This is a genomic window from Streptomyces sp. NBC_01551, from assembly GCF_026339935.1.
Taxonomy (GTDB): Bacteria; Actinomycetota; Actinomycetes; order Streptomycetales; family Streptomycetaceae; genus Streptomyces.
Genome location: NZ_JAPEPX010000001.1, coordinates 1,641,733 through 1,664,337 on the forward strand (window position 1 = coordinate 1,641,733; position 22,605 = coordinate 1,664,337).

A 22,605-nucleotide genomic window follows, 5' to 3' on the forward strand; every position below is an offset into this window, starting at 1 on the left:
CGGGACGCCACGGCGTCGCTCCCAGGTCCTGTCCTTATCTGGCGCATACCGCGTCCGCAGTACGCGCGCTACTCCGCCCGAGGCCTGACAAGTCCCGATTCGTACGCGATGACCACCAATTGGGCCCGGTCGCGGGCGCCGAGCTTGGCCATCGCCCGGTTCACGTGCGTCTTGACGGTGAGCGGGCTGACCTCCAGCCGGCCGGCGATCCCGTCGTTGGAGAGACCGGCGGCGACGTGCACGAGGACCTCGCGCTCGCGCACGGTCAGCGCGGCGAGCCGTTCGGCGTGGGCGCCGGTGGCGGTGGTGGCGTCGTCGCGGCCGCCCTGGGCCAGGAAGGTGGCGATCAGGCCCTTGGTGGCGGCCGGGGAGAGCAGCGCCTCGCCGGCGGCGGCGACGCGGATGGCGTTGAGCAGCTCGTCGGGCTCGGCGCCCTTGCCGAGGAAGCCGGAGGCGCCGGCGCGCAGCGACTGGACCACGTACTCGTCGACCTCGAAGGTCGTCAGCATCACGACGCGGACGTCGGCGAGTTCGGGGTCGGCGCTGATCATGCGGGTGGCGGCGAGCCCGTCGGTGCCGGGCATCCGGATGTCCATGAGCACGACGTCGGCGCGGCGTTCGCGGGCGAGCGCGTAGGCCTGCGCCCCGTCGGAGGCCTCCCCCACGACCTCCATGTCGGGCTCGGAGTCGACGAGCACCTTGAAGGCGCTGCGCAGCAGGGCCTGGTCGTCGGCGAGCAGCACCCTGATGGTCGTCGGCGTCTCTTCCACGGGGCCGACCCTACCTGCCGCCCCCGGCGGCCCCGGGCGGATCCGCTCAGCCGAGGGCGAGGACGACCAGCGCCGTCGTCGCCGCGACCTCGGCGAGGGCGCCGAACACGTCGCCCGTGACGCCGTCGAAGCGGCGGACGCAGCGGCGCAGCAGGAGCTCCGCCGCCCCGAGCGCGGCGAGGACGGCGGCCGGGTACTGGACGACGGCGGGCAGGCCGAGCGGGAGGGCGGCGGCCGCGGCGGCCACCAGCGTCAGCGCGGCGACGACGGCGGCCGACCGGCGCGGCACCACGCCCGCGACCGCCGCGCCCAGGCCCTCGGGGCGGGCCGCCGGAACTCCGTCGCGGGAGGCCAGCGTCATGACGAGCCGGGCGGTGACGGCGGCCAGGACGGCGGCGAGGGCGCCGCGGACCCAGCTGTCGCCGTACGCGTCGGCCAGGGCGGCGACCTGGATGAGCAGCACGAGCAGCAGCGTCACCACCCCGAAGGGGCCGATGTCGGACTGCTTCATGATCCGCAGCGCCTCGTCGGCGGGCTTCGCGCTGCCCAGTCCGTCGGCGGTGTCGGCCAGACCGTCCAGGTGCAGCCCGCGGGTCAGAGCGGCCGGCACGGCCACGGTCACCGCCGCCGCGAGCAGCGGGCCGCCGCCGCCCGCCAGCAGCAGCGCGCCCGGCACGGCCGCGAGCAGCCCGACGGCCAGTCCGGCGACGGGGGCGCAGGCCATGCCGGTCCGGGCGGCGGGGCGGTCCCAGCGGGTGATGCGGGCCGGGAGCACGGTGAGGGTGCCGAACGCGAAGCGGAGCCCGTCGGCCAGCGAGGCGCGTTCCGAGGGCGGGACCTGCGGCGGATCTTCGAACGAATCTGTCATCGGCGAGAACGGTACCCGTTGGCCCCGGACGGTAAATTACCCATTACGTACCAAAGGGGAGCCGCCACAGCAGGGGAGCCGGCGCATGGGTCACTGGTGGTATCGGAACATCGTCGAACCGGAGAAGCTGCCGCTCCTGCTGGCCCTGCTCTCGTTCGTGACGTCGTTCCTGGTCACCCGTGTCATCACCCGGCTGATCCGGGCCGGCCGGGGCCCCTTCAAGAACATCACCCCGGGCGGGATGCACGTCCACCACGTGGTGCCGGGCGTGATCCTCGTGATCATCGGCGGCTTCGGCGCCATCGGCAGCGGCCGGCACAGCTTCGGCGGACTGCTCTCCGCCGTGATCTTCGGGCTCGGCGCGGGCCTGGTACTGGACGAGTTCGCGCTGATCCTGCACCTCGACGACGTCTACTGGAGCGAGCAGGGCCGCAAGAGCGTGGAGATCGTGGTGCTGACCGCCGCCCTGGTGGCGCTGGTGCTCGGCGGCTTCCTGCCCTTCGGGGTCAACGACCTCACCACCGAGGAACGCCAGAGCCGCGGGCTCGTCGTCATGAACATGGCCACGAACTTCTTCCTGGCCCTGATCGCCCTGTGGAAAGGGAAGGCCCGCACCGCGTTCTTCGGGACGGTCATCCCGTTCGTCGCGCTGATCGGCGCGATCCGGCTGGCCCGGCCCGGCTCCCCGTACGCGAAGCGCTTCTACGCCAACCGCCCCCGGGCCCGCGCCAAGGCCGGGTTGCGCGCGTTCCACCACGACCGGCGCTGGGCGGCCCCGCGCCGCAAGTTCGAGAACTTCATCGGCGGGACGCCCGATCCGGCCGTCGCCCCGGACCCGCCCGCCGTCGAGAAGAGTCCCACCGAGAAGAAGCCGGGGCCGTGAGCCCGCGCGACGGGCCCGCCCCCGGGAAGGGGCGGGCCCGTCGCACTGTCACGCGTTGGTGTCCTGTTCGTCCCGCCGCAGGGCTCAGCCCGGGATCAGCCCGTCGTCGCTGAGCAGCTCCTTGACCTCGTCGAGGCTCGCGTCCTGCGCGGGGAGGATCAGCTCCGACGGCTCCAGGGCGGCGTCCGGGAGCGGCGTGCCGAGCCGCCGCACGGCGTCGAGCAGCGCGCCCAGCGTCCGCCGGAAGCCTTCCTCGTCACCGGACTCCATCTCCGCGAGGAGTTCGTCGTCCAGCGTGTTGAGCTCGGCGAGGTGGCCGTCGGCCACCTTCAGCTGCCCTTCCCCCATGATGCGGACAATCATGACGGGCCCCGTCCTACTGCTTGTCGAACCGGTGCTGGGTCTGCGACGGCTGGGCGGCGCCCGGGGCGCCACCCTCGATGGCCTGCTGCTGGGCGGACGGGCCACCCGCCAGCTCGGCCTTCATGCGCTGGAGCTCCAGCTCCACGTCCGTCCCGCCGGAGAGGCGGTCCAGCTCGGCCTGGATGTCGTCCTTGGAACCGAGCCCGCTCTGGTCGTCGAGCGCGCCGGAGGCCAGCAGCTCGTCGATCGCGCCGGCGCGGGCCTGCAGCTGGGCGGTCTTGTCCTCGGCCCGCTGGATGGCCAGGCCGACGTCGCTCATCTCCTCGGAGATGCCGGAGAAGGACTCCGCGATCCGCGTCTGCGCCTGGGCGGCCGTGTACGTGGCCTTGATGGTCTCCTTCTTGGTGCGGAAGGCGTCGACCTTGGCCTGGAGCCGCTGGGAGGCGAGGGTCAGCTTCTCCTCCTCGCCCTGCAGGGTCTGGTGCTGCACCTCAAGGTCGCTGACCTGCTGCTGGAGCGAGGCGCGGCGGGAGAGGGCCTCGCGGGCCAGGTCCTCGCGGCCCAGGGCGAGGGCCTTGCGGCCCTGGTCCTCCAGCTTGGCGGACTGCCCCTGGAGCTGGTTCAGCTGGAGCTCCAGACGCTTGCGGGAGGTCGCCACGTCGGCGACGCCGCGGCGCACCTTCTGAAGCAGCTCCAGCTGCTTCTGGTACGAGTAGTCGAGGGTCTCGCGCGGGTCCTCGGCCCGGTCAAGGGCCTTGTTCGCCTTCGCGCGGAAGATCATCCCCATACGCTTCATGACACCGCTCATGGGCTTCGCGCGCCCCCTTCTAGACGGACTGTGCTCCAGGTCACCAACAGAACCCACAGTACGGGCCCTGCTTCCATTACCGCACTGTTCGAGTACGGATGCGCTCCTCCTCCAGGACGACTGATCCTGCGCCGTGTCAGGCGTAAGGAGTAGGTGGCCCCCCGACCCGGTCCGGGTGCGCACCGGGGTGGGCGGCCTCGCGCGAGAACCTCGCGGCCCTCACGAGAACCTCACGGCCCTCACAAAGGGAAGACGCCCGCCGTTGCCGGATCGTTCCCCACCGGGGTGGGGCCCGTGCCCGCAACCACGTAGGCTTGGGTTTTGTGTTTGGTAGCCGCTCCTCCAAGGAAGAGAAGGCCGCCGCCACCGACAAGGTGAGCGCCGACCTCTCGCAGCCCCGTGACCCGCAGGCCCCGAAGGGCCGCCCTACGCCGAAGCGTGCTGTGGCCCAGTCGCAGCGCAAGGCCGTGGTGGCCTCGACCGGCAACCGCAAGGAGGATGCCAAGCGAGCCCGTGAGCGCCGTCGCGTAGAGATGGCCAAGCAGCGCGAGGCGCTGGCCAGCGGCGACGAGCGCTACCTGCCCGCCCGTGACAAGGGGCCGGTGCGCAAGTACGTCCGCGACTTCGTGGACTCCCGCTTCTCCGTCGCCGAGATGTTCCTGCCGCTCGCGGTGATCATCCTGGTGCTCAGCATGGTGCGGGTGCCGTCGATCCAGAACATCGCGCTGATCCTGTGGCTCGCCGTGATCGCGCTGATCATCGTCGACTCCATCGGCCTGCTGTTCCGTCTGCGCAAGGCCCTGGCCGCGCGCTTCCCGGACGAGCCGAGGCGCGGCGCCGTCGCGTACGGCCTGATGCGCACCCTCCAAATGCGCCGGCTTCGCCTGCCGAAGCCGCAGGTCAAGCGCGGGGAACGGCCCTGAGCGGAGGGACGCCCGGAGCGTCGGGGGGCAATTCCAAAGGCTGGGCCTCGGGGGGCGCCAGGCTGTGGCTCGAGGGTCTGGGCGGACTGCGCAACGCCGTCCGCCAGGAACTCGTGGGCCGGCAGGTCGACGAGCAGATCGCGCAGCGCTTCCCGGTCGGGCAGCGGCTGCGCGTCCTCGACGTCGGCATGGGCCAGGGCACCCAGGCACTGCGCCTCGCACGCGCCGGGCACAAGGTCACCGGCCTGGAGAAGGATCCGGCCATGCTGGACGTCGCCCGTGAGGCGCTGGCCGGCGAGCCCGCCGGGATCCAGGACCGCGTCGAGCTGATCGAGGGCGACGGCCGCGAGACCGGCGCGCACTTCCTGCCGGGCAGCTTCGACGTCGTGCTCTGCCACGGCGTGCTGATGTACGTACCGGAGCCGGACGCGATGCTCGCCGGGCTGGCCCGGATGCTGGCGCCGGGCGGTCTGCTGTCCCTGCTGGTGCGCAACGGCGACGCGCTCGCCATGCGGCCCGGGCTGGACGGCGACTGGGCGGGCGCGCTGGCCGCGTTCGACACCACCGACTACACGAACCGGCTCGGCCTGGACGTGCGCGCCGACCGGCTGGCCGGGCTGACCGCCACGCTGTCCGGGATCGGGGCGCCGCTCCAGTCCTGGTACGGCGTACGCGTGTTCACCGACGGCACCGAGGCCGGGGAGAAGCTCCCGCCGGAGGACGAGCTGGAGCGGCTGCTGACCGCCGAGGAGCGCGCCGGGCGGATCGATCCGTACCGCGGCGTCGCCGCGCTGCTGCACCTGTGCGGTGTCCGGGGCGGCTAGCCCGCCGACTGGAACGGGGCCTCCGGGCCCCGGCCTCGCGGCCCCGCCCGAGCGGGACCGCGAGGCCGGTGGGGCCGCAACGGGGCGGGCCCCGTTCGTCGTCGGCCAGAGGACGGGCCAAACCCGTTCACCCGCGGCCAGGGGCCGAGCCGGCCCCTTTCACCCCCGGGCGGGGATCAGGCGTCCAGCGCCTCGCGCAGGCTCATCGTGTAGAGCTCCGCGCCGTTGTCGTCGGACAGCTTCACCTTCTCGGTGCCGCCCTCCAGCAGGTCCTTCCAGTACTCGCCGATCCAGGACTCCGCGTCCCCCTGCGTGGTGAACTCCTCGGGAACCACCGACGGGGTCGTCTCGCTGCCGTCGGCCTTCTCGAACCGCCACGTCCACGCCATGTCCGCCTCCGTTGCTCGTCCGCTGCTCGCGCGATGGTCGTCCGTCGCTCGCCATGAGTCTGCCCCGCAGAGTAGCCGGGCGAGCACCAGTCGCGGCGACGCGGGAGGATCATCCCGTGGAACTCACTCTGCTCGGTACCGGAACACCCGAAGGACTGCCCCGCCCCGGCTGTCCCTGCGCGGCCTGCGCGGTCTCCGTGGGCCCCCGGGCCCGGGCCGCGACCGCCGTCCTGGTCGACGGGGCGCTGCTGCTCGACCTGACCCCCGGCGCGGTGCTGGCGGGCGCCCGGGCCGGGCATTCGCTGGCCGGCGTACGGCAGGTCCTGCTGACGCACCCGCACGACGGGCCGGCCGTGGAACTGCCGCCCGGGCTGCCGGCGGCGGGCCGGGTGCCGGACGGTCGGGAGCTCGCGGTGATCAGCGGGCACCGGGTCCGGGCGGTGGCGATGGACGCCCCGGGAACGGGGTACGAGGTGACCGGGCCGGACGGCGCCCGGCTGCTGTACCTGCCGCCGGGCGGGGCGCCCGCGGGGACGAACGGGACGCTCGCGCAGCGCCCGTACGACATGGTCCTCGCGGACGTACTCGGACGGCCGGAGGCGGTGGCCCGGCTGCGCGCGAGCGGCGCGGTGGGCCCGGCCACGGACGTGATCGCCGTGCACCTGGACCACGACACCCCGCCGGGCCGGGAGCTGGAGCGCCGGTGCGCGGCCGCAGGGGCCCGGGCGGTGCCGGACGGCACCACGGTGGTGGTCGGCGAGTACCACGCGGCGGCGGACCCGCCGCGCCGCACGCTGGTGCTGGGCGGGGCGCGCTCGGGCAAGTCGTACGAGGCGGAGCGCCGGATGGCCGGGTTCCCGGAGGTCGTGTACGTGGCCACCGGCGGCTCCCGCGACGGTGACGCGGAGTGGGCGGCGCGAGTGGGGCTGCACCGGGAGCGGCGGCCGGCGTCCTGGCGGACCGTGGAGACCTGCGAGCTGGCCCCGCTGCTGGCGGAGGGAGGGCCGCCGCTGCTGATCGACTGTCTGGCGCTGTGGCTGACGGACGCCATGGACCGGGCCGGGGCCTGGGACGACGCCGTCTGGGCGGCGACGGGCCGCAAGGACTTGGCCGAGCGGGTCGCGGAGCTGGTGGCGGCGGTCCGCGCGACGCGGCGGACGGTGGTGGCGGTGAGCAACGAGGTGGGCTCCGGGGTCGTCCCCGCGACGGCCTCGGGCCGCCGCTTCCGCGACGAGCTGGGCCGCCTGAACAACGCGGTGGCCGCCGAGTGCGAGCACGTGCTGCTGGTGGTGGCGGGGCAGTCGCTGGTCTTGAAGGACTGACCGGCCGCCGGCTCCCGCGGGGGCTGGTGCGGCGCCCCGCGGGAGCCGGCCCCGACCCCCCGCGCCGCGAACGCCGGGAGGGCCGGGCGCAGGCCGCCGGCGGGGCTTGGGGAGGGCCTCACCGGCTGTACGCTCTGGCAGATGACCACGCTGAATCTCGACGACTTCTCCGATCTGATCGAGCGCCCCGACGGGGGCGTTCGGCGTGACGCCGAGGACCGGCGTGAGCGGCTGGCCGTGCCGCCCGGGGCACTCGGGCGGCTGGACGAGCTCGCCGAGTGGCTCGCCGCCGCGCAGGGGCAGGTCCCCGTCAAGCCGATCGAGCGGCCGCGCGTCGTGCTGTTCGCCGCCGACCACGGCATCGCCGCCGAGGGCGTGTCCGGGCGGGCCGCCGGCACCGCCCACGAGCTGGTGCGCTCCGTACTGGACGGGCTGAGCCCCGTCTCGATCCTGGCCGGGCGGCTCGGCGCGACCGTACGGATCGTCGACGCGGGCCTGGACTGCGACCCGGAGCTGCTCCCCGCCGACGTCGTCCGCGACCGGGTGCGGCGCGGCAGCGGCCGCATCGACGTCGAGGACGCGCTGACGGCCGAGGAGGCCGAGGCGGCGCTGCGGCTCGGGATGCGGATCGCCGACGAGGAGGCCGACTCCGGCACCGACCTGGTGGTCCTCGGCGACCTGAGCGTCGGCGGCACCACCGTCGCGGCGACGCTGGTCGCCGCGCTCTGCGGAACCGATGCCTCGGTCGTCACCGGCCGCGGCGGGACGCCCATCGACGACCTCGCCTGGATGCGCAAGTGCGCCGCGATCCGCGACGCGCTGCGCCGGGCCCGTCCCGTGCTCGGGGACCAGGTCGCGCTGCTGGCGGCCGTCGGCGGCGCGGACGTCGCCGCGATCACCGGGTTCCTGCTCCAGTGCGCGGTGCGCCGTACGCCCGTCATCCTCGACGGCGTCGTCTCCGCGGCCTGTGGCCTGGTGGCCCAGCGGGCCGCGTTCCGGGCGCCGGACTGGTGGCTGGCCGGCCAGGCCAGCGGCGAGCCGGGGCAGGCGAAGGCGCTGGACCGGATGGCACTCAACCCTGTGCTCGACCACGGCGTCACTGTGGGAGAAGGAACCGGGGCCTTGCTGGCACTCCCCCTGGTCCAGGCGGCTGCCGCGCTCGCGGCGGAACTCCCGGAGCGGGCCGTGGAGCAGCCGACGGAATGAGGCGAACGGGCGCCGCGGACCCGACCAGTCCGCGGCGCTTGGGCCGCCCGCGGACGGTGATGCCCCATATCATCGCTTTTCATGGGAGAGGTCCGCTTGACCAGCGCAGACACCGACCGGGGAGCCGTACCGGCACCCGGGAGGAACAGGATCGAGACCGGCGGGGAAGCGGCCGGCAAGCAGGGGGGCGGCCGGGAGACCGGCAGGGGAAGCACCCGGTCGCGGCGCGCCGCCGCGTTCGCGGTCTGGTACCTGCGCGCCGTCACGTTCGTCAACTTCCTCAGCGCGGTGTGGGTTTCGTTCGGGCAGGATCTGCGCCGGCACAACACCGCCGACTTCTACACCCCTTACCTGCTGACGGCCGGCTTCGCCTCCGCGCTGTTCTCGCTGCTGCTCGCGGTCACCATGGGCCGCCGCAAGCGGGCCGCCTGGATCCTGAACCTGGTGGTGGGCGGGCTGCTGCTGCTGGCCTTCGCCGTGTCGGCGTTCACCGGCTACTACCCCGAGTTCCGTGAGCACGCCCAGAACTGGGTCTCGCTGGCCCTGACCGCGGCCTTCGTCGGCGCGCTGGTGCTGGGCCGCCACGAGTTCTACGCCAAGGGCGACCGTTCCAACCCCAAGCTGGCCGTGGCCGTCGCCGCCGTCGGCCTGCTGGTCACCTCGCTGGTCGCGGCGCTGCTCGTGGGCGCCGCCAACACCGACCCGGACGCCTCCGAGGCCTCGTTCCTGGCCCGCTGGAAGTACGGCGTGCTGCGGCTGATCACGCTGGCCCCGAACGACGTGGACTTCAAGGCGATCACCACCCCCGGCTGGGTGGACGTCACCGTCAACGTCATGTCGATGGTGCTGCTGCTCGCCGTGCTGTTCGCGGCGTTCCGCTCGCGCCGCGCCGTCGACCCGCTCACCGAGGAGGACGAGGACAGGCTCCGCGCCCTGCTCGCCAAGCAGGGCGACCGCGACTCGCTCGGCTACTTCGCGCTGCGCCGCGAGAAGTCCGTCATCTGGTCCCCCACCGGCAAGGCCGCCGTGACCTACCGCGTGGTCGGCGGGGTCTCGCTCGCCTCCGGCGACCCGATCGGCGACCCCGAGGCCTGGCCCGGCGCGATCGAGCCGTGGCTGGCCGAGGCCCGCGAGCACGGCTGGGTGCCCGCCGTGATGGGGGCGAGCGAGGAGGCTGGGCAGATCTACGCCCGGCACGGCCTGGACGCGCTGGAGCTGGGTGACGAGGCGATCGTCGAGACCGCCGAGTTCACCCTGGAGGGCCGCGCCATGCGGACCGTCCGGCAGGCGTTCAACCGGGTCAAGCGGGCCGGCTACACCGTCCGGATCCGCCGCCACGCGGACATCCCGGCCGAGGAGATGGACGAGCTGGTGCGCCGCGCCGACGACTGGCGCGACGGCGCGACCGAGCGCGGCTTCTCGATGGCACTGGGCCGGCTGGGGGACCCCGCCGACGGCCAGTGCGTGATGCTGGAGTGCACGGACGGCAACGGCGAGCTGCGCGCCGTGCTGTCCTTCGTGCCGTGGGGCCCCAAGGGCCTGTCGCTGGACCTGATGCGCCGTGACCGCGATTCCGAGAACGGCCTGATGGAGTTCATGGTCATCGAACTCCTGGAACGCTCCAAGGAGATCGGCGTCACACAGGTCTCGCTGAACTTCGCGATGTTCCGTTCCGTCTTCGAGCGCGGGTCGAAGCTCGGCGCGGGTCCGGTGCTGCGGATGTGGCGCTCGCTGCTGAGCTTCTTCTCGCGCTGGTGGCAGATCGAGTCCCTCTACCGGGCCAACGCCAAATACCGGCCGATCTGGGAACCGCGGTTCATGCTCTTCGAGAAGAGTTCGGACCTGCTGCGGATCGGTGTCGCGGCGGGACGGGCCGAGGGCTTCCTGGAAGCCCCCGGCCTGCCGAAGTGGCTGCACCGCAGACATCTGGAGACCCGTCGTTGACAGCGTGGACCGACTCCTCACCGCGGCGGTTCGCCCGCCGCGAGTGGGGGCCCCTGCTATGGACGGTCCGCGGCGCGCTCGTCCGTGACAGGTGGCGGGCGATCCCGATGACCATCGGCGCGGTCTGCCTGACCTCGGTCTTCCAGATCGTCCAGAACACGTCCTGGGGCTTCCAGCCGGTCCAGAACCTCGGCTCCGTCAAGGCCGTCGACCCGCTGTGGCTGGCGGTGCTGCGGACCCCGCTGTCCCTGTTCGTGCCCGCGCTCGACCTGCCGGTGTGGGGCGCGCTGGCGCAGATCCTGCTGGTCTTCGGGATCTCGGAGATCTGCGTCGGCTGGTGGCGCACCCTGGTCGTCGGCTACGTCGCCACCCTCGCCGGGACCACGTACGCGCGGATCGGGCTCGCGCTCGGCCCCGACCATCCCCTCGGCCTGCCGGTGTCCGACCGCATCGTCAACGACACCGGGCCCTCGGCGGCGGTGGTCGGGCTGGCGATCTACGTGTGCTGGCGCTACCGGGCGTACCTCACCGGGGCGCTGGTGGTCCTGGTGATGATCGGCGAGGTGCTCGTCAAGGACAACCTCGCGGGCAAGGAGCACCTGGCGGCCATCGCGGCCGTCATGGTGATGTGCCTCGTGCGGGCGAAATGGGGTCCGGAGCGCTCGCGGCGGGAGGGGCCGCCACGGCGCGGCCCCGGGCGCGGGGCAGGCCGTACCGTATCGGGGTGACGACTCACCTCGGGCAGCCCTTCGCCCCCACGCGGCAGTGGATGCGGGCCCATCCGCTCGCCACCGACGCCGTACTCGCGCTCGGGGCGCTGATCTGCATGGTCGTCGGGTCCTTCGCCGATCCCCACGGGCCGCACGGCCCGACCTTCGGCACCCGGACCCCCGAGGCGTTCTCGCTCCTGCTGATGCTGCTGGGCGCGGCGACGCTGGTGTGGCGGCGCCGCCGGCCCCGCGCGGTGCTGGCCGTGACCGCCGGGCTCTCGCTGCTGGAGCTGACCACCGGGGAGCCCCGGGCGCCCGTCGCCATGAGCGCGGTGATCGCCCTGTTCACGGTGGCCGCGGTCACCGACCGGCCCACGACCTGGCGGATCGGGCTGCTCACCATGACGGGGCTGACGGGCGTGGCCATGCTGGTCGGCCCGCTGCCCTGGTACGCGCAGGAGAACATCGGCATCTTCGCCTGGACCGGCATGGCCGCGGCCGCCGGGGACGCGGTGCGCAGCCGCCGGGCGTTCGTGGACGCGATCCGGGAGCGCGCCGAGCGGGCCGAGCGGACCCGCGAGGAGGAGGCCCGGCGGCGGGTCGCGGAGGAGCGGCTGCGGATCGCCCGGGACCTCCACGACGTGGTGGCGCATCACATCGCCCTGGTCAACGTGCAGGCGGGGGTGGCCGCGCACGTCATGGACAAGCGGCCCGACCAGGCCAAGGAGGCCCTCGCCCACGTGCGCGACGCCAGCCGCTCGGCGCTGAACGAGCTGCGGGCCACGGTCGGGCTGCTGCGGCAGACCGGAGACCCGGAGGCGCCGACCGAGCCCGCGCCGGGGCTGGCAGTACTGGACGACCTGACGGCCACGTTCCAGCACGCCGGGCTGCCGGTGCGGGTGATGGTCCAGCTGGGCCGGGACCGGGACCCGCTGCCGTCGGCCGTGGACCTGGCGGCGTACCGGGTGATCCAGGAGGCCCTGACCAACGTGCGCAAGCACGCGGGCCCGGGGGCCCGGGCCGAGGTCAGCGTGGTGCGGGTCGGGGCCTCGGTGGAGGTGACCGTACTGGACGACGGGGGCGCGGGCCCCGAGGCGCTGCCCGCGCAGGCCGCGCAGGCCGAGGAGGGCGGCGGGCACGGGCTGCTCGGCATGCGCGAGCGGGCCACCGCGCTGGGCGGCTCCTGCTTCGCCGGACCCCGCTACGGGGGCGGCTACCGAGTGCACGCCATCCTTCCCGTGGCCTAGCCGGCCGGGCTACGGGCGGGGGCAGGCCTTGCGCCAGGGGCCCAGTTCGAGCTTCTTCTCCAGCGAGCTGAGCTTCAGCTTGCGCGTCCCGGCGCAGAACCGGCTCGTGGGAAGCTCGTACTCGACGTGGAAGACGGCCTTGTCGGCCTCGATGAACGGGGTCAGCAGCTCGCACTCCTCGTACTGGGCGCACTGCTCGTTGACCGCGAAGTCGAAGTCGCCGACCAGCTGCGGGATCTGGTCCAGGTCGTTCTTGAGCCCGACCGACAGGCCCCGGTCGTGGGCCATCTTCGCGATCAGCCGGTTGAACCTCAGCTGGTCCTCGGCGGTGACCGGGAAGCCCGACTCGTTGCGGTAGGCGTCCATGTTGTCCGGCTCCACCGCGTCGAAGCCCTTGTCCCGGCACATGTCGAACCGCTTGCCCATCAGCCGCTCCAGCTCGTCGAGCCGCCGGATGTCGAGCCAGCGCTCGCCCTCCCAGCCGTTGCCCTTGCCGAGCATCGACTCCGGGAACGCGTCGGCGTCCGGCCGGAAGTCCTCCCAGGCGCCGGTGGAGATGTAGCAGATCGTCTTGCGGCCCGCCTTGCGGAGCCCGGCGACCTGCTCCTTGGTGGTGTGGAACCCGTCGACGTCGTACACCGGCACCTTCACCGAGGTGTCGAGTTTGCCGGTGAGCTGCCACTGCCAGGCCGTCCCGGGCCTGGGCAGCCAGCGCTCCCCCGGCGCCGGGTCCGGGCCCGGGTCCTCGTCCTCGGCGGGCACGGCGGTACAGGCCGCGAGCCCGCCGAGGACGACGAGCAGCGCCCCGGCGAGCAGGACGGAGAAACGCTTCATCCGGTGGCCTCCAGGGCGTACGGGAGGGTCCCCCACGGGTGCGCGCCGGACCCGGGGACCGCACAGTGCACCCCCGCGCCCCGTTCCGTCGCCAGCTGCTCGGCCAGCTCGGCGGCCGACGCGCCCGGCGGCACGGCGTACACGAGGTGGCAGAACCGCCGGGCGGGGTGCTCGGCGGTCCACGGCGGTACGGCGGCCGCGTCCCGGTACGCGTCCCAGGGGCCCTCGAAGGTGACGAGCAGATCGGCGAGTTCGGCGTAGCCAGGGTGCGGGTGCACCCCGTGGTTGAGGACGAGGGTACGGGCGCCCGCCGCCCGGGCGGCGACGGTGAGCCGGCCGTAGTGCGGCAGCAGTTCGGGGCCGGAGGCGGCCTGGTCGAGGAAGGTGCCGTCGGTCGCGTACCAGTCGCGGTGGCGCAGCAGGTCCTGGACGACGGCGGCGTGCGGGCGGCGCCCGTAGTCGGTGTCGACGTACCCCAGGACGGGCACCCCGGCGTCCCGGAGCCGCCCGGCGACGGCGGCGAACCGCTCGTCGGGGGCGTCCCCGGGCCCGCTGGCGGGGTTGAGCACGACCGAGTGGAGCCGGCCCGCCGAGCGGATCAGCAGCTCCCAGGCCTCGGGCCGGTCGGCGGGGTGCTCGTAGAGGGGCACCAGCAGCATGTGGTCCTTCTTCTCCATGAGGTACGTGAACGCGTCAGCGGTGTGCCGTCGCGCGGCCCAGCAGCAGGCAGACCAGCGTGGCCAGCGCCGCGGCGGCCGTGCCCGCGACCAGCAGCTGGACCACCCGCGGCTGCCCCAGCCCGGTCAGCAGCGCCAGGCTCTGGGCGAGGGCCGCCGAGGCGCAGACGGCGGCGGCCGGCCGGACCGCCCCGAAGGACTGGAGCAGCAGCCCGGTCCACATCACCGAGCCGAGCAGCAGCAGGGTCGCGGCCCGGACCCCGGTGAGGCCGGGGGCGCCCGGCCAGAGCAGGGTGCCGACCAGGCCGAGGGCCAGCAGCACCGCCAGGTACACGGCGACGCACCGGGTCAGCGCGGCGAGCATCCGGCGCCGGAACGCCCGGGGCGAGCGGGCCGCCCGGAGCCCGGCGAGGCTGCCGCTGCGGAAGCGGTGCAGCAGCCATTCGGCGGGCCCCATGCTGAGGGTGAGGGCGACCGCCGACGGGGCGGCGACCGCTTCGGCGGGACCGCCGGCGAGCACCTCCCCGAGGGCGGCGTACAGCACGAGCAGACCGGTGCCGAGGCCGAACACCCCGTACGGGACGGAGTCCCCGATCCGGGGCCCGCGCGGGGTGAACTCCTCCTCGGCGCCGCGCAGCATCCGCCAGCGCACCGGGCCCTCGCCGGGCCGGCGCCGCGACCAGCCGCGGATCCGGCGGGCGGCGGCGCGTACCCCTTCGGCGAGCGGCAGTTCCCGTACCGCGAGGGAGCAGGCGGCCAGCAGGGACAGCACCAGCAGGGTCACCCGTACCGGCACGGGCAGGTCCACGAACAGCGTCAGCACCGCGCCCGCGGCCATCGGGGCGAGCGCGGCCAGGAGCTTGCGCTCCCGCCCGAGGACCAGCAGGACGGTCGCGGCGCCGACGTAGAAGGCCTGCCCGGCGGCGAAGGCGTACGAGAACGGCGGCCCGCCGGGTACCGCCGACGCGGCGACGGTACCCAGCAGGGCCCCCGCGGGGGCTCCGACGAGCAGGGTCCGCCCGGCGGCGGCCCGGTCGCCGAGGCCGAGCCAGGAGTAGGCGCGGTGGGACAGGGTCTGGTCCCAGACCCAGCCGATGAGCGCCCCGGCGAGCAGGGTCAGGGTCCCGGCGGGCAGTCCGAGCCGGTCCGGCGGGCCCTCCAGCAGGGGCGCGCCGAGCAGGTAGGCCAGGCCCGGCAGCGCGAAGATGACCCCGCGCAGCAGGCAGGCGGTGAGGGAGACCTTCCAGGGGTCGGGGGCGCCTTCCGGCTCCGGGAAGGAGCGGGGCACCCGGGCGTAGAGCTCCTCGGCGAGTCCGAAGGAGTCGTGGCGGCCGTAGGTGAGCCGGATGTACTCGTCGGTCATCCCGTCGGATTCGAGGATGGCGGCGATCTCGTCCGGGTGGACGGCGGCGGCGATGAACACGTCGAGGCGCTCGGCGAGTTCGTCCATCGGGTCGGCGGCGGTACCCGTGGCCGCGGCCGGGCCGGTGCGGCGGGGGCGCGGGACGGCGGGCAGCGTGTTGCCGCCCGGCACCTTCAGCCAGAGGGATCCGCTCACCACAGGCTCCCGTCGGCCGCGAGCTCGCGGTACCAGGGGTCGGCGAGCCGCTGGGTCCACTCGTCGCCGGCGTGGACGGACAGGACGGGCTGGCCGGCCAGCTCCCGGTAGATGTGCCGGAAGCCGTCGACGGACCGGTGGAGGGTGAACTTCTCCACGACCCGCCTGCGGGCGGCCCGGCCGAGTTCGGCGCGGCGTTCGTCGTCGCGGAGCAGGGCGAGGGTGGCGCGGGCCATGGTCTCGGGCTCGCGGGGCGGGACGACGAGGCCGGTGTCCCCGACGGCCTCGCGGACCCCGCCGACGTCGGTGGAGACGGTGGTGCGGCCGCAGGACATGGCCTCGATGATGCTGAAGGGGAAGCCCTCGCTGATGGAGGAGAGCATCACGACGCTGCCGGCGGCGTAGGCCCCGGCGACGTCCTCGACGCGGCCCTCGTAGGTGATGCCGTCGGTGACGCCGAGTTCGGCGGCGAGCTTCTCCAGGTCGAGCCGGTAGTCCTCGCAGCCCGCCGGGACCGGCCCGAACAGCCGCAGCCGCAGGGCGGGCAGCTCCACGCGCATGAACGCGTAGGCCCGGATGAGGGTTTCGAGGTCCTTGATGGGGTCGATGCGGCCGCACCAGCTGAGGGTGGGCACCTCGGGTTCCGGTCCGGCCTCGGGGAAGGCGTGCGTGTCGACGCCGTTGTAGACGGTGCGGATCCGCTCGGAGTCGGCGCCTCCGCGCTCCTCCCAGCGGCGGTTGTACTGGTTGCAGGGGGTGATCAGGTCGGCCTGCCGGTAGCCCTCGGAGTTGAGCTCGCGGTAGAAGCCGAGCAGCAGCGCCTTGACGGGCCAGCGCTGTTCGGCGGTGCGGTAGCCGAGGTAGCGCTCGCGCAGGTAGATGCCGTGTTCGGTGAGGAGGAACGGCACCCCGTCGAGGTACTTGGCGGCGAGGGCCGGGAGGGTGGCGAGACCGCTGCTGACGGCGTGCGCGACGCAGTCGGGCGGGATCCGCACCGAGAGCGGGCGCAGGGCGTGTTCCAGCAGGTCGGTGGCGGTCAGCGCGTCGTGGATGGTCGGCGCGGCGGCGGCGGTGGCCAGGCCCGGGCGGGTCCACACGTCCATCAGGAGGCGCAGGACCGACTCGGAGCGCAGGGCCGGGGCGAGTTTGCCCGCCCGGGCCAGGACGGCCAGTTCGCGCAGGGCCTCGGAGAAGCCCCCTCGGCCGGGTTCGAGCAGGGAGAGCAGGAAGCCCTCGTAGGTCTCGGTGAAGCGGCGGTGGGCCCTGCCGCGCAGGGCCTTGCGGCGGCTGCGGCCCGGCGGCGGGCCCCAGAGCGGCACGGCGGTGTGCCGGTACACGTTGCGCGGCAGGTCCCAGGTGACCGGCTCGCGTCCGGAGCCGGTCAGGGCTATGACGTTGAAGTCGACCTCCGGCATACCGCGTACCAGTTGGTCGCACCAGGTGCTGACGCCCCCGTGGACGTGTGGATAGGTGCCTTCGGTGAGCATGGTGACATGACGCCCATGGCTCATGCGGTGAGTCCCCCCAGGACGGAAAAGGGGCCGGCGCCCATGGGTTGCGTGGAGCGCCGGCTCTGGGTGTCGCGTGTGGCGGCTTGACTGGCTGGGTGGAGCGGGGATCAGCTGGGCAGCCTCAGGGTGACCGCGGACTGCAGCAGGTCGGGCGAGGTCCAGGCGGAGCGGTTGCCGGCGTACGCGGTGCCGAAGTCCGCGGTGCCGAGCAGGAGCTGCTTCTTGGTTCCGTTGGGGGCGGTGACCGGGGCCACCACGCCGGAGGGCGCCTTGACGGTGACGGTGGTGCCGACGCGGTAGGCGGTGACCTGGTTGGCGCTCACGGCCTTGTCCCAGGCGGCGCGGCGGCTGAGTTCGACGCCGGTGTCCTTCATGCTCTGGTTCACGATCGGCGCGCTGGGCGCGTAGAGCGTGCGGTACGTGTCGAGGACCTGGTTGAGCACCGGGTAGAGGGTGCGGTCCTCGGCGAGGTTGGACTGGTGGACGTAGTGCGGCTTCGGGTCGTTGGCGAGCACGTGCCGCAGGGCGATGCGGGCCTCGGCCGGGACGATGTAGTCCAGGTAGCCGGTGTTGACGTCGATCGGGTCCGGCAGGCAGGTGGAGGTCGCCGGGTTGTCCTCGCAGACACCGCTGCCGCCGTCGGCGCGGCTGGTGTAGATCCAGTTGTACTCGTCGGCCATCTCCGCGTTGGTGCCCGTGTTGTAGTACACGTTCATCGGGTAGCGCGGGACGGTCAGGGCGGCGCCGACCGCCCGCTGCACGGGCTCACGGGAGTTGTCGCTGCCCGCCCACTTGACGCCGTTGTCGGCGAGCGCGCCGGCCAGGTTGGGGTTGTCCTGGGGCTGCTGCGGGAGGGTCTTGAGGCCCGAGTGCTCGCCGGTGACGAGCTCGGTGCGGTCGGTGGCGATGCCCTTGGAGGCCGCCCAGTTGTTGTTGTCGCGGATCTGCGCGGAGATCTCCGCGCGGCTCATGTAGTTGACGGCGCCGTTGGTGTTCTTCGTGCAGGTCCACGGCGTGGTGCTGGTGTCCTGGACGCAGCCGAGGAAGGGGTGCGTGTACGTGTGGTTCATCCAGCGGAACTTGGCCCGGTCCGCGATCAGTTGCGCGGTGAGGGCGTCGGTGCCGCCGTTCTCGGTCTTCCACTCCTCCCCGGCGCCCGCGTTGAAGAGCATGTCGAGCTTGAAGCCCTTGTTCTGCTGCCACTGCACCGCGTACTGCGCGTCCGCGGCGGTCATCCGGATGGTGCTCTCCTTGCCCTCGCCGCCCGCGCAGGCGTAGTCGCCGGGCGTGCAGTTGAGCTCCTTGCTCCAGCGGGCGTCCGGGGCGAAGACGTCGTCGACGTGGACCGCGAAGTAGTTGCGGCTCTGGCCGAGGTGGACCCCCTGGGTGAGCCAGTCGACGATGCCTCGGGCCAGCAGCCGGAACTGCTGCTGGTACTGGTTGTAGCCGAAGGTGACGACCAGTTCGCTGCGGCCGTCGTGGGCGTACTCGCCGACCAGCGAGGCCCGGCCGCCGCCGGCCGGGGCGTCGACGTAACTGGTGTAGCCCGGGCGCGGCTTGCCCATGAACCCGTAGCTCTCGGGGATGAGGGCGGAGTTGTCCTCGAAGGTGACCTGGCCGCCGAGGTACCCGAAGGGCCCCGCCTTGCCGGCCGCGGTGACGGCCGCCTGGGTGCCGTCGAGCTGACCGCTGTACCCCCCGTTGTCGGTGTACTCCAGACCCACGCCCGGGTGGGCCCAGGTGTAGGCGTCGACCTGGCGGATCCCGTACGTCGTCTCGTACGCGGCGAGCGCGGCCATCTCGGCCGAGCCCTCGCCGAACGGGTTCTCGTTCGGCAGGACCACGCCCTGGAACTTGGCGCGCGGCCGGCCGTCGACGGTGTCGCTGAGGAATCCGGCGTTGATCACCGGGCGGCTGCCGCTGCCCAGGACGACGCGGGTGAACGGGACTCCGGTGTCCCGGAGCTCCGCGGTGATGGCCTCGACCGAGCTGCCGCCGTCGTCGACGACGAGCACCTTCAGGTCGATGCGCGGTGTCACGGCCGCCGCCTCGGCGGCCGCGGCGGGTACTGCTACGGACATCAAGGCGGCCGCGGCCATGGCGGCGGCGACCCTGTTCATCCGGTTCTTGTTGACCATTTCGGCCTTTCCCCCCGCAGGCGCCCCCCGGCGGTGGCCACTGGCGGTGCGGCCGGGCCGGGGAGGCTCTGTGGAAATCATGCAAAGGGACCCCGCGTCCCCTTGCGAGAGTGGCTCGAGTCTCTAGGACTGCGTCAGGTCTACGGGGCAAACCTGGAACACAGGCCACAGATGGGTGAACCTGATGCCCGGAAGATCGAACAACTTGCCAAACCTTCGAGTGACGTACGGATGAGCGGCGGCGCGTAGGCTCGTTTCCGGCGGCCGCCGGGCCCGAATTACGATCGCTGCGGAGCGGCCGGCGACCCCGACGCGACCGAAGCGACCACAAACACAAACGGAAGCGAGACTTCACCACCGTGACTGCTCTGACTCTCAGCACTGCCGGCGCCGCGACGCTGCGCGCCGACGCCCTCGTCGTCGGCGTCTCGAAGGGCCCCAAGGGCCCCGTCGTCGCCGCCGGAGCCGAGGCCGTGGACAAGGCGTACGACGGAAAGCTCGCCGCCGTGCTCGAAGCGCTCGGTGCCTCGGGCGCCGAAGGCGAGACGACCAAGCTGCCGGCCCCGGCCGGCCTGAAGGTCCCGGTCGTGCTGGCGGTCGGGCTGGGCTCCGTACCGGAGAAGGACGAGTCCTACGACGAGGAGGCGCTGCGCCGCGCCGCCGGCGCCGCCGCCCGCGCGCTGCACGGCACCAAGAAGGCCGCCTTCGCCCTCCCCCTGGACGACGCCTCCGCCGTCACCGCCGTCGCCGAGGGCGCGCTGCTCGGCGCGTACGCCTTCACCGCCTACCAGGGCGGCGAGACGACGAACGCCAAGAACGCCAAGAACGCGGACAAGAACGGCGGCCCGAAGCAGCCGCTCGCCGAGGTGGCCCTGCTCGGCGCCAAGCCGCGCGACAAGGAGCACAAGGCCGCGATCGAGCGCGCCACGGTCGTCGCGACCGAGGTCAACATCGCCCGCGACCTGGTCAACACCCCGCCGAACGACCTCACCCCCGAGGCCTTCGCAGCCGTCGCGTCCGCGACCGCGAAGGAGAACGGCGTCAAGGTCCAGGTCCTGGACGAGAAGGCCCTGGTCAAGGGCGGCTTCGGCGGCATCATGGGCGTCGGCAAGGGTTCCGAGAACCCGCCGCGCCTGGTGAAGCTGTCCTACACGCACCCCAAGGCGGAGAAGACCCTCGCCTTCGTCGGCAAGGGCATCACGTACGACTCGGGCGGCATCTCCCTGAAGCCGGCCGGCCACAACGAGACGATGAAGTGCGACATGGCCGGCGCCGCCGCCGTCTTCGCCTCCGTCATCGCCGCCGCCAAGCTGGGCCTCCAGGTCAACGTGACCGGCTGGCTCGCCCTCGCCGAGAACATGCCGTCCGGCTCCGCCACCCGTCCCGGTGACGTGCTGCGCATGTACAGCGGCAAGACCGTCGAGGTCCTCAACACGGACGCCGAGGGCCGCCTGGTCCTCGGTGACGCGCTGACCAAGGCCTCCGAGGAGAACCCGGACGCGATCGTCGACGTCGCCACCCTGACCGGCGCCATGGTGCTGGCCCTGGGCGACCGGACCTTCGGCGTCATGTCGAACGACGACGCGTTCCGCACCTCGGTCCACGAGATCGCCGAGGAGGTCGGCGAGGCCTCCTGGCCGATGCCGCTCCCCCAGGACCTGCGCAAGACGATGGACTCCCCCACCGCCGACATCGCCAACATGGGTGTCCGGATGGGCGGCGGCCTGGTGGCCGGCCTCTTCCTCCAGGAGTTCGTCGGCGAGGGCATCACCTGGGCCCACCTCGACATCGCGGGTCCGGCCTTCCACGAGGGCGCCCCGTACGGCTACACCCCCAAGGGCGGCACCGGCTCGGCCGTCCGCACCCTGGTCCGGCTGGCCGAGCGCACGGCCACGGGCGACCTGGGCTGACACCCTCGAATGTGACGTGCCGCACCCCGGGAACCCGACCGAGTTCCCGGGGTGCGTTCAGCTCACAACGAAATACCGGGATCCCGTACGTTTCTACGCGGCGGTAACCGTTTCTTCGGGCAGAACGACCTGTCACAGTCCGGGCCCGGCGTCCCGCGTTCCCCCGACAAATGCGAAGATGGGTTCTCGGCAGGACAGGGCCCCCACCACAGGGCCGAAGAAACAAGCGGCCGATTACCAGCCGCCGCCCGGTCACAGAGGACCGGTGCCCGGCGCACATGCATGGAGGACGTGACGTGGCGAACGACGCCAGCACCGTTTTCGACCTAGTGATCCTCGGCGGTGGCAGTGGCGGTTACGCCGCGGCTCTGCGCGCATCCCAGCTGGGTCTGGACGTTGCCCTGATCGAGAAGAACAAGCTCGGCGGCACCTGCCTGCACAACGGCTGCATCCCCACGAAGGCACTGCTGCACGCCGGCGAGATCGCGGACCAGGCTCGCGAAGCCGCCCAGTTCGGTGTCAAGACCTCGTTCGAGGGCATCGACATCGCGGGTGTCCACAAGTACAAGGACGAGGTCATCTCGGGCCTGTACAAGGGTCTGCAGGGCCTGGTCGCCTCCCGCAAGGTGACCTACATCGAGGGTGAGGGCCGCCTTTCCTCGCCGACCTCCGTCGACGTGAACGGCCAGCGCGTCCAGGGCCGCCACATCCTGCTGGCGACCGGCTCCGTGCCGAAGTCCCTGCCGGGTCTGGAGATCGACGGCAACCGCATCATCTCCTCGGACCACGCCCTGGTCCTGGACCGCGTCCCCGAGTCCGCCATCGTCCTGGGCGGCGGCGTCATCGGCGTCGAGTTCGCCTCGGCGTGGAAGTCCTTCGGCTCCGACATCACCGTGATCGAGGGCCTCAAGCACCTCGTCCCGGTCGAGGACGAGAACAGCTCCAAGCTGCTGGAGCGCGCGTTCCGCAAGCGCGGCATCAAGTTCAACCTCGGCACCTTCTTCGACAAGGCCGAGTACACCGAGACCGGCGTGCGCGTCACGCTGGCCGACGGCAAGACCTTCGAGGCCGAGGTGCTGCTGGTCGCCGTCGGCCGCGGCCCGGTCTCGCAGGGCCTCGGTTACGAGGAGCAGGGCGTCGCGATGGACCGCGGCTACGTCCTGGTCGACGAGTACATGCAGACCAACGTGCCGACCATCTCGGCCGTCGGTGACCTCGTCCCGACCCTGCAGCTCGCGCACGTCGGCTTCGCCGAGGGCATCCTGGTCGCGGAGCGTCTGGCCGGTCTGAAGACCGTCCCGATCGACTACGACGGCGTTCCGCGCGTCACGTACTGCCACCCCGAGGTCGCCTCCGTCGGCATCACCGAGGCCAAGGCCAAGGAGATCTACGGCGCGGACAAGGTCGTGGCCCTGAAGTACAACCTGGCTGGCAACGGCAAGAGCAAGATCCTGAAGACCGCGGGCGAGATCAAGCTCGTCCAGGTCAAGGACGGTGCCGTGGTCGGCGTCCACATGGTCGGTGACCGGATGGGCGAGCAGGTCGGCGAGGCCCAGCTGATCTACAACTGGGAGGCTCTGCCGGCCGAGGTCGCGCAGCTCATCCACGCGCACCCGACCCAGAACGAAGCGATGGGCGAGGCCCACCTGGCCCTGGCCGGCAAGCCGCTTCACTCCCACGACTAATTCGTCACGGGCGCGACGACCACTTCCGCACTTTC

At 72.9% G+C, this 22,605-nt stretch carries 20 protein-coding genes; 10 read left to right on the forward strand and 10 right to left on the reverse strand.

Annotated features, from left to right (window positions below; genetic code table 11):
• Positions 1-68: 68 nt before the first annotated feature.
• A complete protein-coding gene (locus OG982_RS07370; protein ID WP_266788673.1) occupies positions 69-770 on the reverse strand; it encodes a response regulator transcription factor in 702 nt (233 codons plus the stop codon).
• Between the two features lie 46 nt (positions 771-816).
• Positions 817-1,638 (reverse strand): adenosylcobinamide-GDP ribazoletransferase, encoded by an 822-nt coding sequence (locus tag OG982_RS07375; protein ID WP_266948195.1) that lies wholly within the window; start codon positions 1,636-1,638, stop codon positions 817-819.
• A gap of 85 nt (positions 1,639-1,723) precedes the next feature.
• Here OG982_RS07375 and OG982_RS07380 point away from each other — a divergent pair, with 85 nt between their 5' ends.
• Positions 1,724-2,521, forward strand: a complete 798-nt coding sequence (locus OG982_RS07380) for a hypothetical protein (RefSeq protein WP_266788670.1) — start codon at positions 1,724-1,726, stop codon at positions 2,519-2,521.
• An 84-nt stretch (positions 2,522-2,605) separates the two neighbouring features.
• Here the strand turns inward: OG982_RS07380 and OG982_RS07385 are convergent, their stop codons facing one another.
• Together OG982_RS07385 and OG982_RS07390 are read right to left on the reverse strand one after the other, a co-directional pair.
• Entirely contained in the window at positions 2,606-2,884 is a 279-nt protein-coding gene (locus tag OG982_RS07385) for a hypothetical protein (RefSeq protein WP_266788668.1), read from the reverse strand.
• A 13-nt stretch (positions 2,885-2,897) separates the two neighbouring features.
• Positions 2,898-3,692 (reverse strand): PspA/IM30 family protein, encoded by a 795-nt coding sequence (locus tag OG982_RS07390; RefSeq protein WP_266788666.1) that lies wholly within the window; start codon positions 3,690-3,692, stop codon positions 2,898-2,900.
• 314 nt (positions 3,693-4,006) lie between these two features.
• Here OG982_RS07390 and OG982_RS07395 point away from each other — a divergent pair, with 314 nt between their 5' ends.
• Together OG982_RS07395 and OG982_RS07400 are read left to right on the forward strand one after the other, a co-directional pair.
• Positions 4,007-4,615, forward strand: coding sequence for a DUF3043 domain-containing protein (locus OG982_RS07395; RefSeq protein WP_266788664.1), 609 nt, complete (start codon positions 4,007-4,009; stop codon positions 4,613-4,615).
• Positions 4,616-4,728: 113 nt separating this feature from the next.
• On the forward strand, positions 4,729-5,439 hold the full coding sequence (locus OG982_RS07400) for a bifunctional 2-polyprenyl-6-hydroxyphenol methylase/3-demethylubiquinol 3-O-methyltransferase UbiG (protein ID WP_266788662.1): 711 nt from the start codon (positions 4,729-4,731) through the stop codon (positions 5,437-5,439).
• Between the two features lie 176 nt (positions 5,440-5,615).
• Here OG982_RS07400 and OG982_RS07405 read toward each other — a convergent pair whose 3' ends face one another.
• Complete coding sequence (locus tag OG982_RS07405; RefSeq protein ID WP_266788660.1) at positions 5,616-5,828, reverse strand: hypothetical protein; 213 nt, start codon at positions 5,826-5,828, stop codon at positions 5,616-5,618.
• A 116-nt stretch (positions 5,829-5,944) separates the two neighbouring features.
• On the opposite strand from OG982_RS07405, the gene OG982_RS07410 reads away from it, so the two are divergent.
• From OG982_RS07410 to OG982_RS07430, 5 genes are all read left to right on the forward strand, one after another.
• On the forward strand, positions 5,945-7,150 hold the full coding sequence (locus OG982_RS07410) for a bifunctional adenosylcobinamide kinase/adenosylcobinamide-phosphate guanylyltransferase (protein ID WP_266788658.1): 1,206 nt from the start codon (positions 5,945-5,947) through the stop codon (positions 7,148-7,150).
• A gap of 141 nt (positions 7,151-7,291) precedes the next feature.
• Positions 7,292-8,356 (forward strand): nicotinate-nucleotide--dimethylbenzimidazole phosphoribosyltransferase, encoded by a 1,065-nt coding sequence (cobT, locus tag OG982_RS07415; protein ID WP_266788657.1) that lies wholly within the window; start codon positions 7,292-7,294, stop codon positions 8,354-8,356.
• Between the two features lie 150 nt (positions 8,357-8,506).
• A complete protein-coding gene (locus OG982_RS07420) occupies positions 8,507-10,300 on the forward strand; it encodes a phosphatidylglycerol lysyltransferase domain-containing protein (protein ID WP_266792143.1) in 1,794 nt (597 codons plus the stop codon).
• Positions 10,297-11,028 carry a hypothetical protein gene (locus OG982_RS07425; RefSeq protein ID WP_266788655.1) on the forward strand — a complete coding sequence of 244 codons (732 nt, stop codon included), beginning with the start codon at positions 10,297-10,299 and terminating at the stop codon, positions 11,026-11,028. The genes OG982_RS07420 and OG982_RS07425 overlap by 4 nt, the downstream gene beginning before the upstream one ends.
• Positions 11,029-11,069: 41 nt before the next feature.
• Positions 11,070-12,257, forward strand: coding sequence for a sensor histidine kinase (locus OG982_RS07430; protein ID WP_266792141.1), 1,188 nt, complete (start codon positions 11,070-11,072; stop codon positions 12,255-12,257).
• A gap of 9 nt (positions 12,258-12,266) precedes the next feature.
• Here OG982_RS07430 and OG982_RS07435 read toward each other — a convergent pair whose 3' ends face one another.
• The 5 genes from OG982_RS07435 to OG982_RS07455 all read right to left on the reverse strand — a co-directional run bounded on the left by OG982_RS07435 (position 12,267) and on the right by OG982_RS07455 (position 18,975).
• A complete protein-coding gene (locus OG982_RS07435; protein WP_266788653.1) occupies positions 12,267-13,091 on the reverse strand; it encodes an endo alpha-1,4 polygalactosaminidase in 825 nt (274 codons plus the stop codon).
• The gene (locus OG982_RS07440) at positions 13,088-13,768 is read right to left on the reverse strand and encodes a spherulation-specific family 4 protein (protein WP_266788651.1); all 681 of its coding nucleotides are present in this window, start codon (positions 13,766-13,768) and stop codon (positions 13,088-13,090) included. The genes OG982_RS07435 and OG982_RS07440 overlap by 4 nt, the downstream gene beginning before the upstream one ends.
• A gap of 16 nt (positions 13,769-13,784) precedes the next feature.
• A complete protein-coding gene (locus OG982_RS07445) occupies positions 13,785-15,326 on the reverse strand; it encodes a hypothetical protein (RefSeq protein WP_266788649.1) in 1,542 nt (513 codons plus the stop codon).
• Entirely contained in the window at positions 15,323-16,837 is a 1,515-nt protein-coding gene (pelF, locus tag OG982_RS07450; RefSeq protein WP_266788648.1) for a GT4 family glycosyltransferase PelF, read from the reverse strand. Before pelF ends, OG982_RS07445 begins: the two co-directional genes overlap by 4 nt.
• Positions 16,838-16,944: 107 nt before the next feature.
• A complete protein-coding gene (locus tag OG982_RS07455; RefSeq protein ID WP_266788646.1) occupies positions 16,945-18,975 on the reverse strand; it encodes a hypothetical protein in 2,031 nt (676 codons plus the stop codon).
• 359 nt (positions 18,976-19,334) lie between these two features.
• Between OG982_RS07455 and OG982_RS07460 the strand changes: the two genes are divergently transcribed.
• Both OG982_RS07460 and lpdA read left to right on the forward strand, forming a co-directional pair.
• Positions 19,335-20,885 (forward strand): leucyl aminopeptidase, encoded by a 1,551-nt coding sequence (locus OG982_RS07460; protein WP_266788645.1) that lies wholly within the window; start codon positions 19,335-19,337, stop codon positions 20,883-20,885.
• 296 nt (positions 20,886-21,181) lie between these two features.
• A complete protein-coding gene (gene lpdA / locus OG982_RS07465; RefSeq protein ID WP_266788643.1) occupies positions 21,182-22,570 on the forward strand; it encodes a dihydrolipoyl dehydrogenase in 1,389 nt (462 codons plus the stop codon).
• The last annotated feature ends 35 nt before the right edge of the window (positions 22,571-22,605 follow it).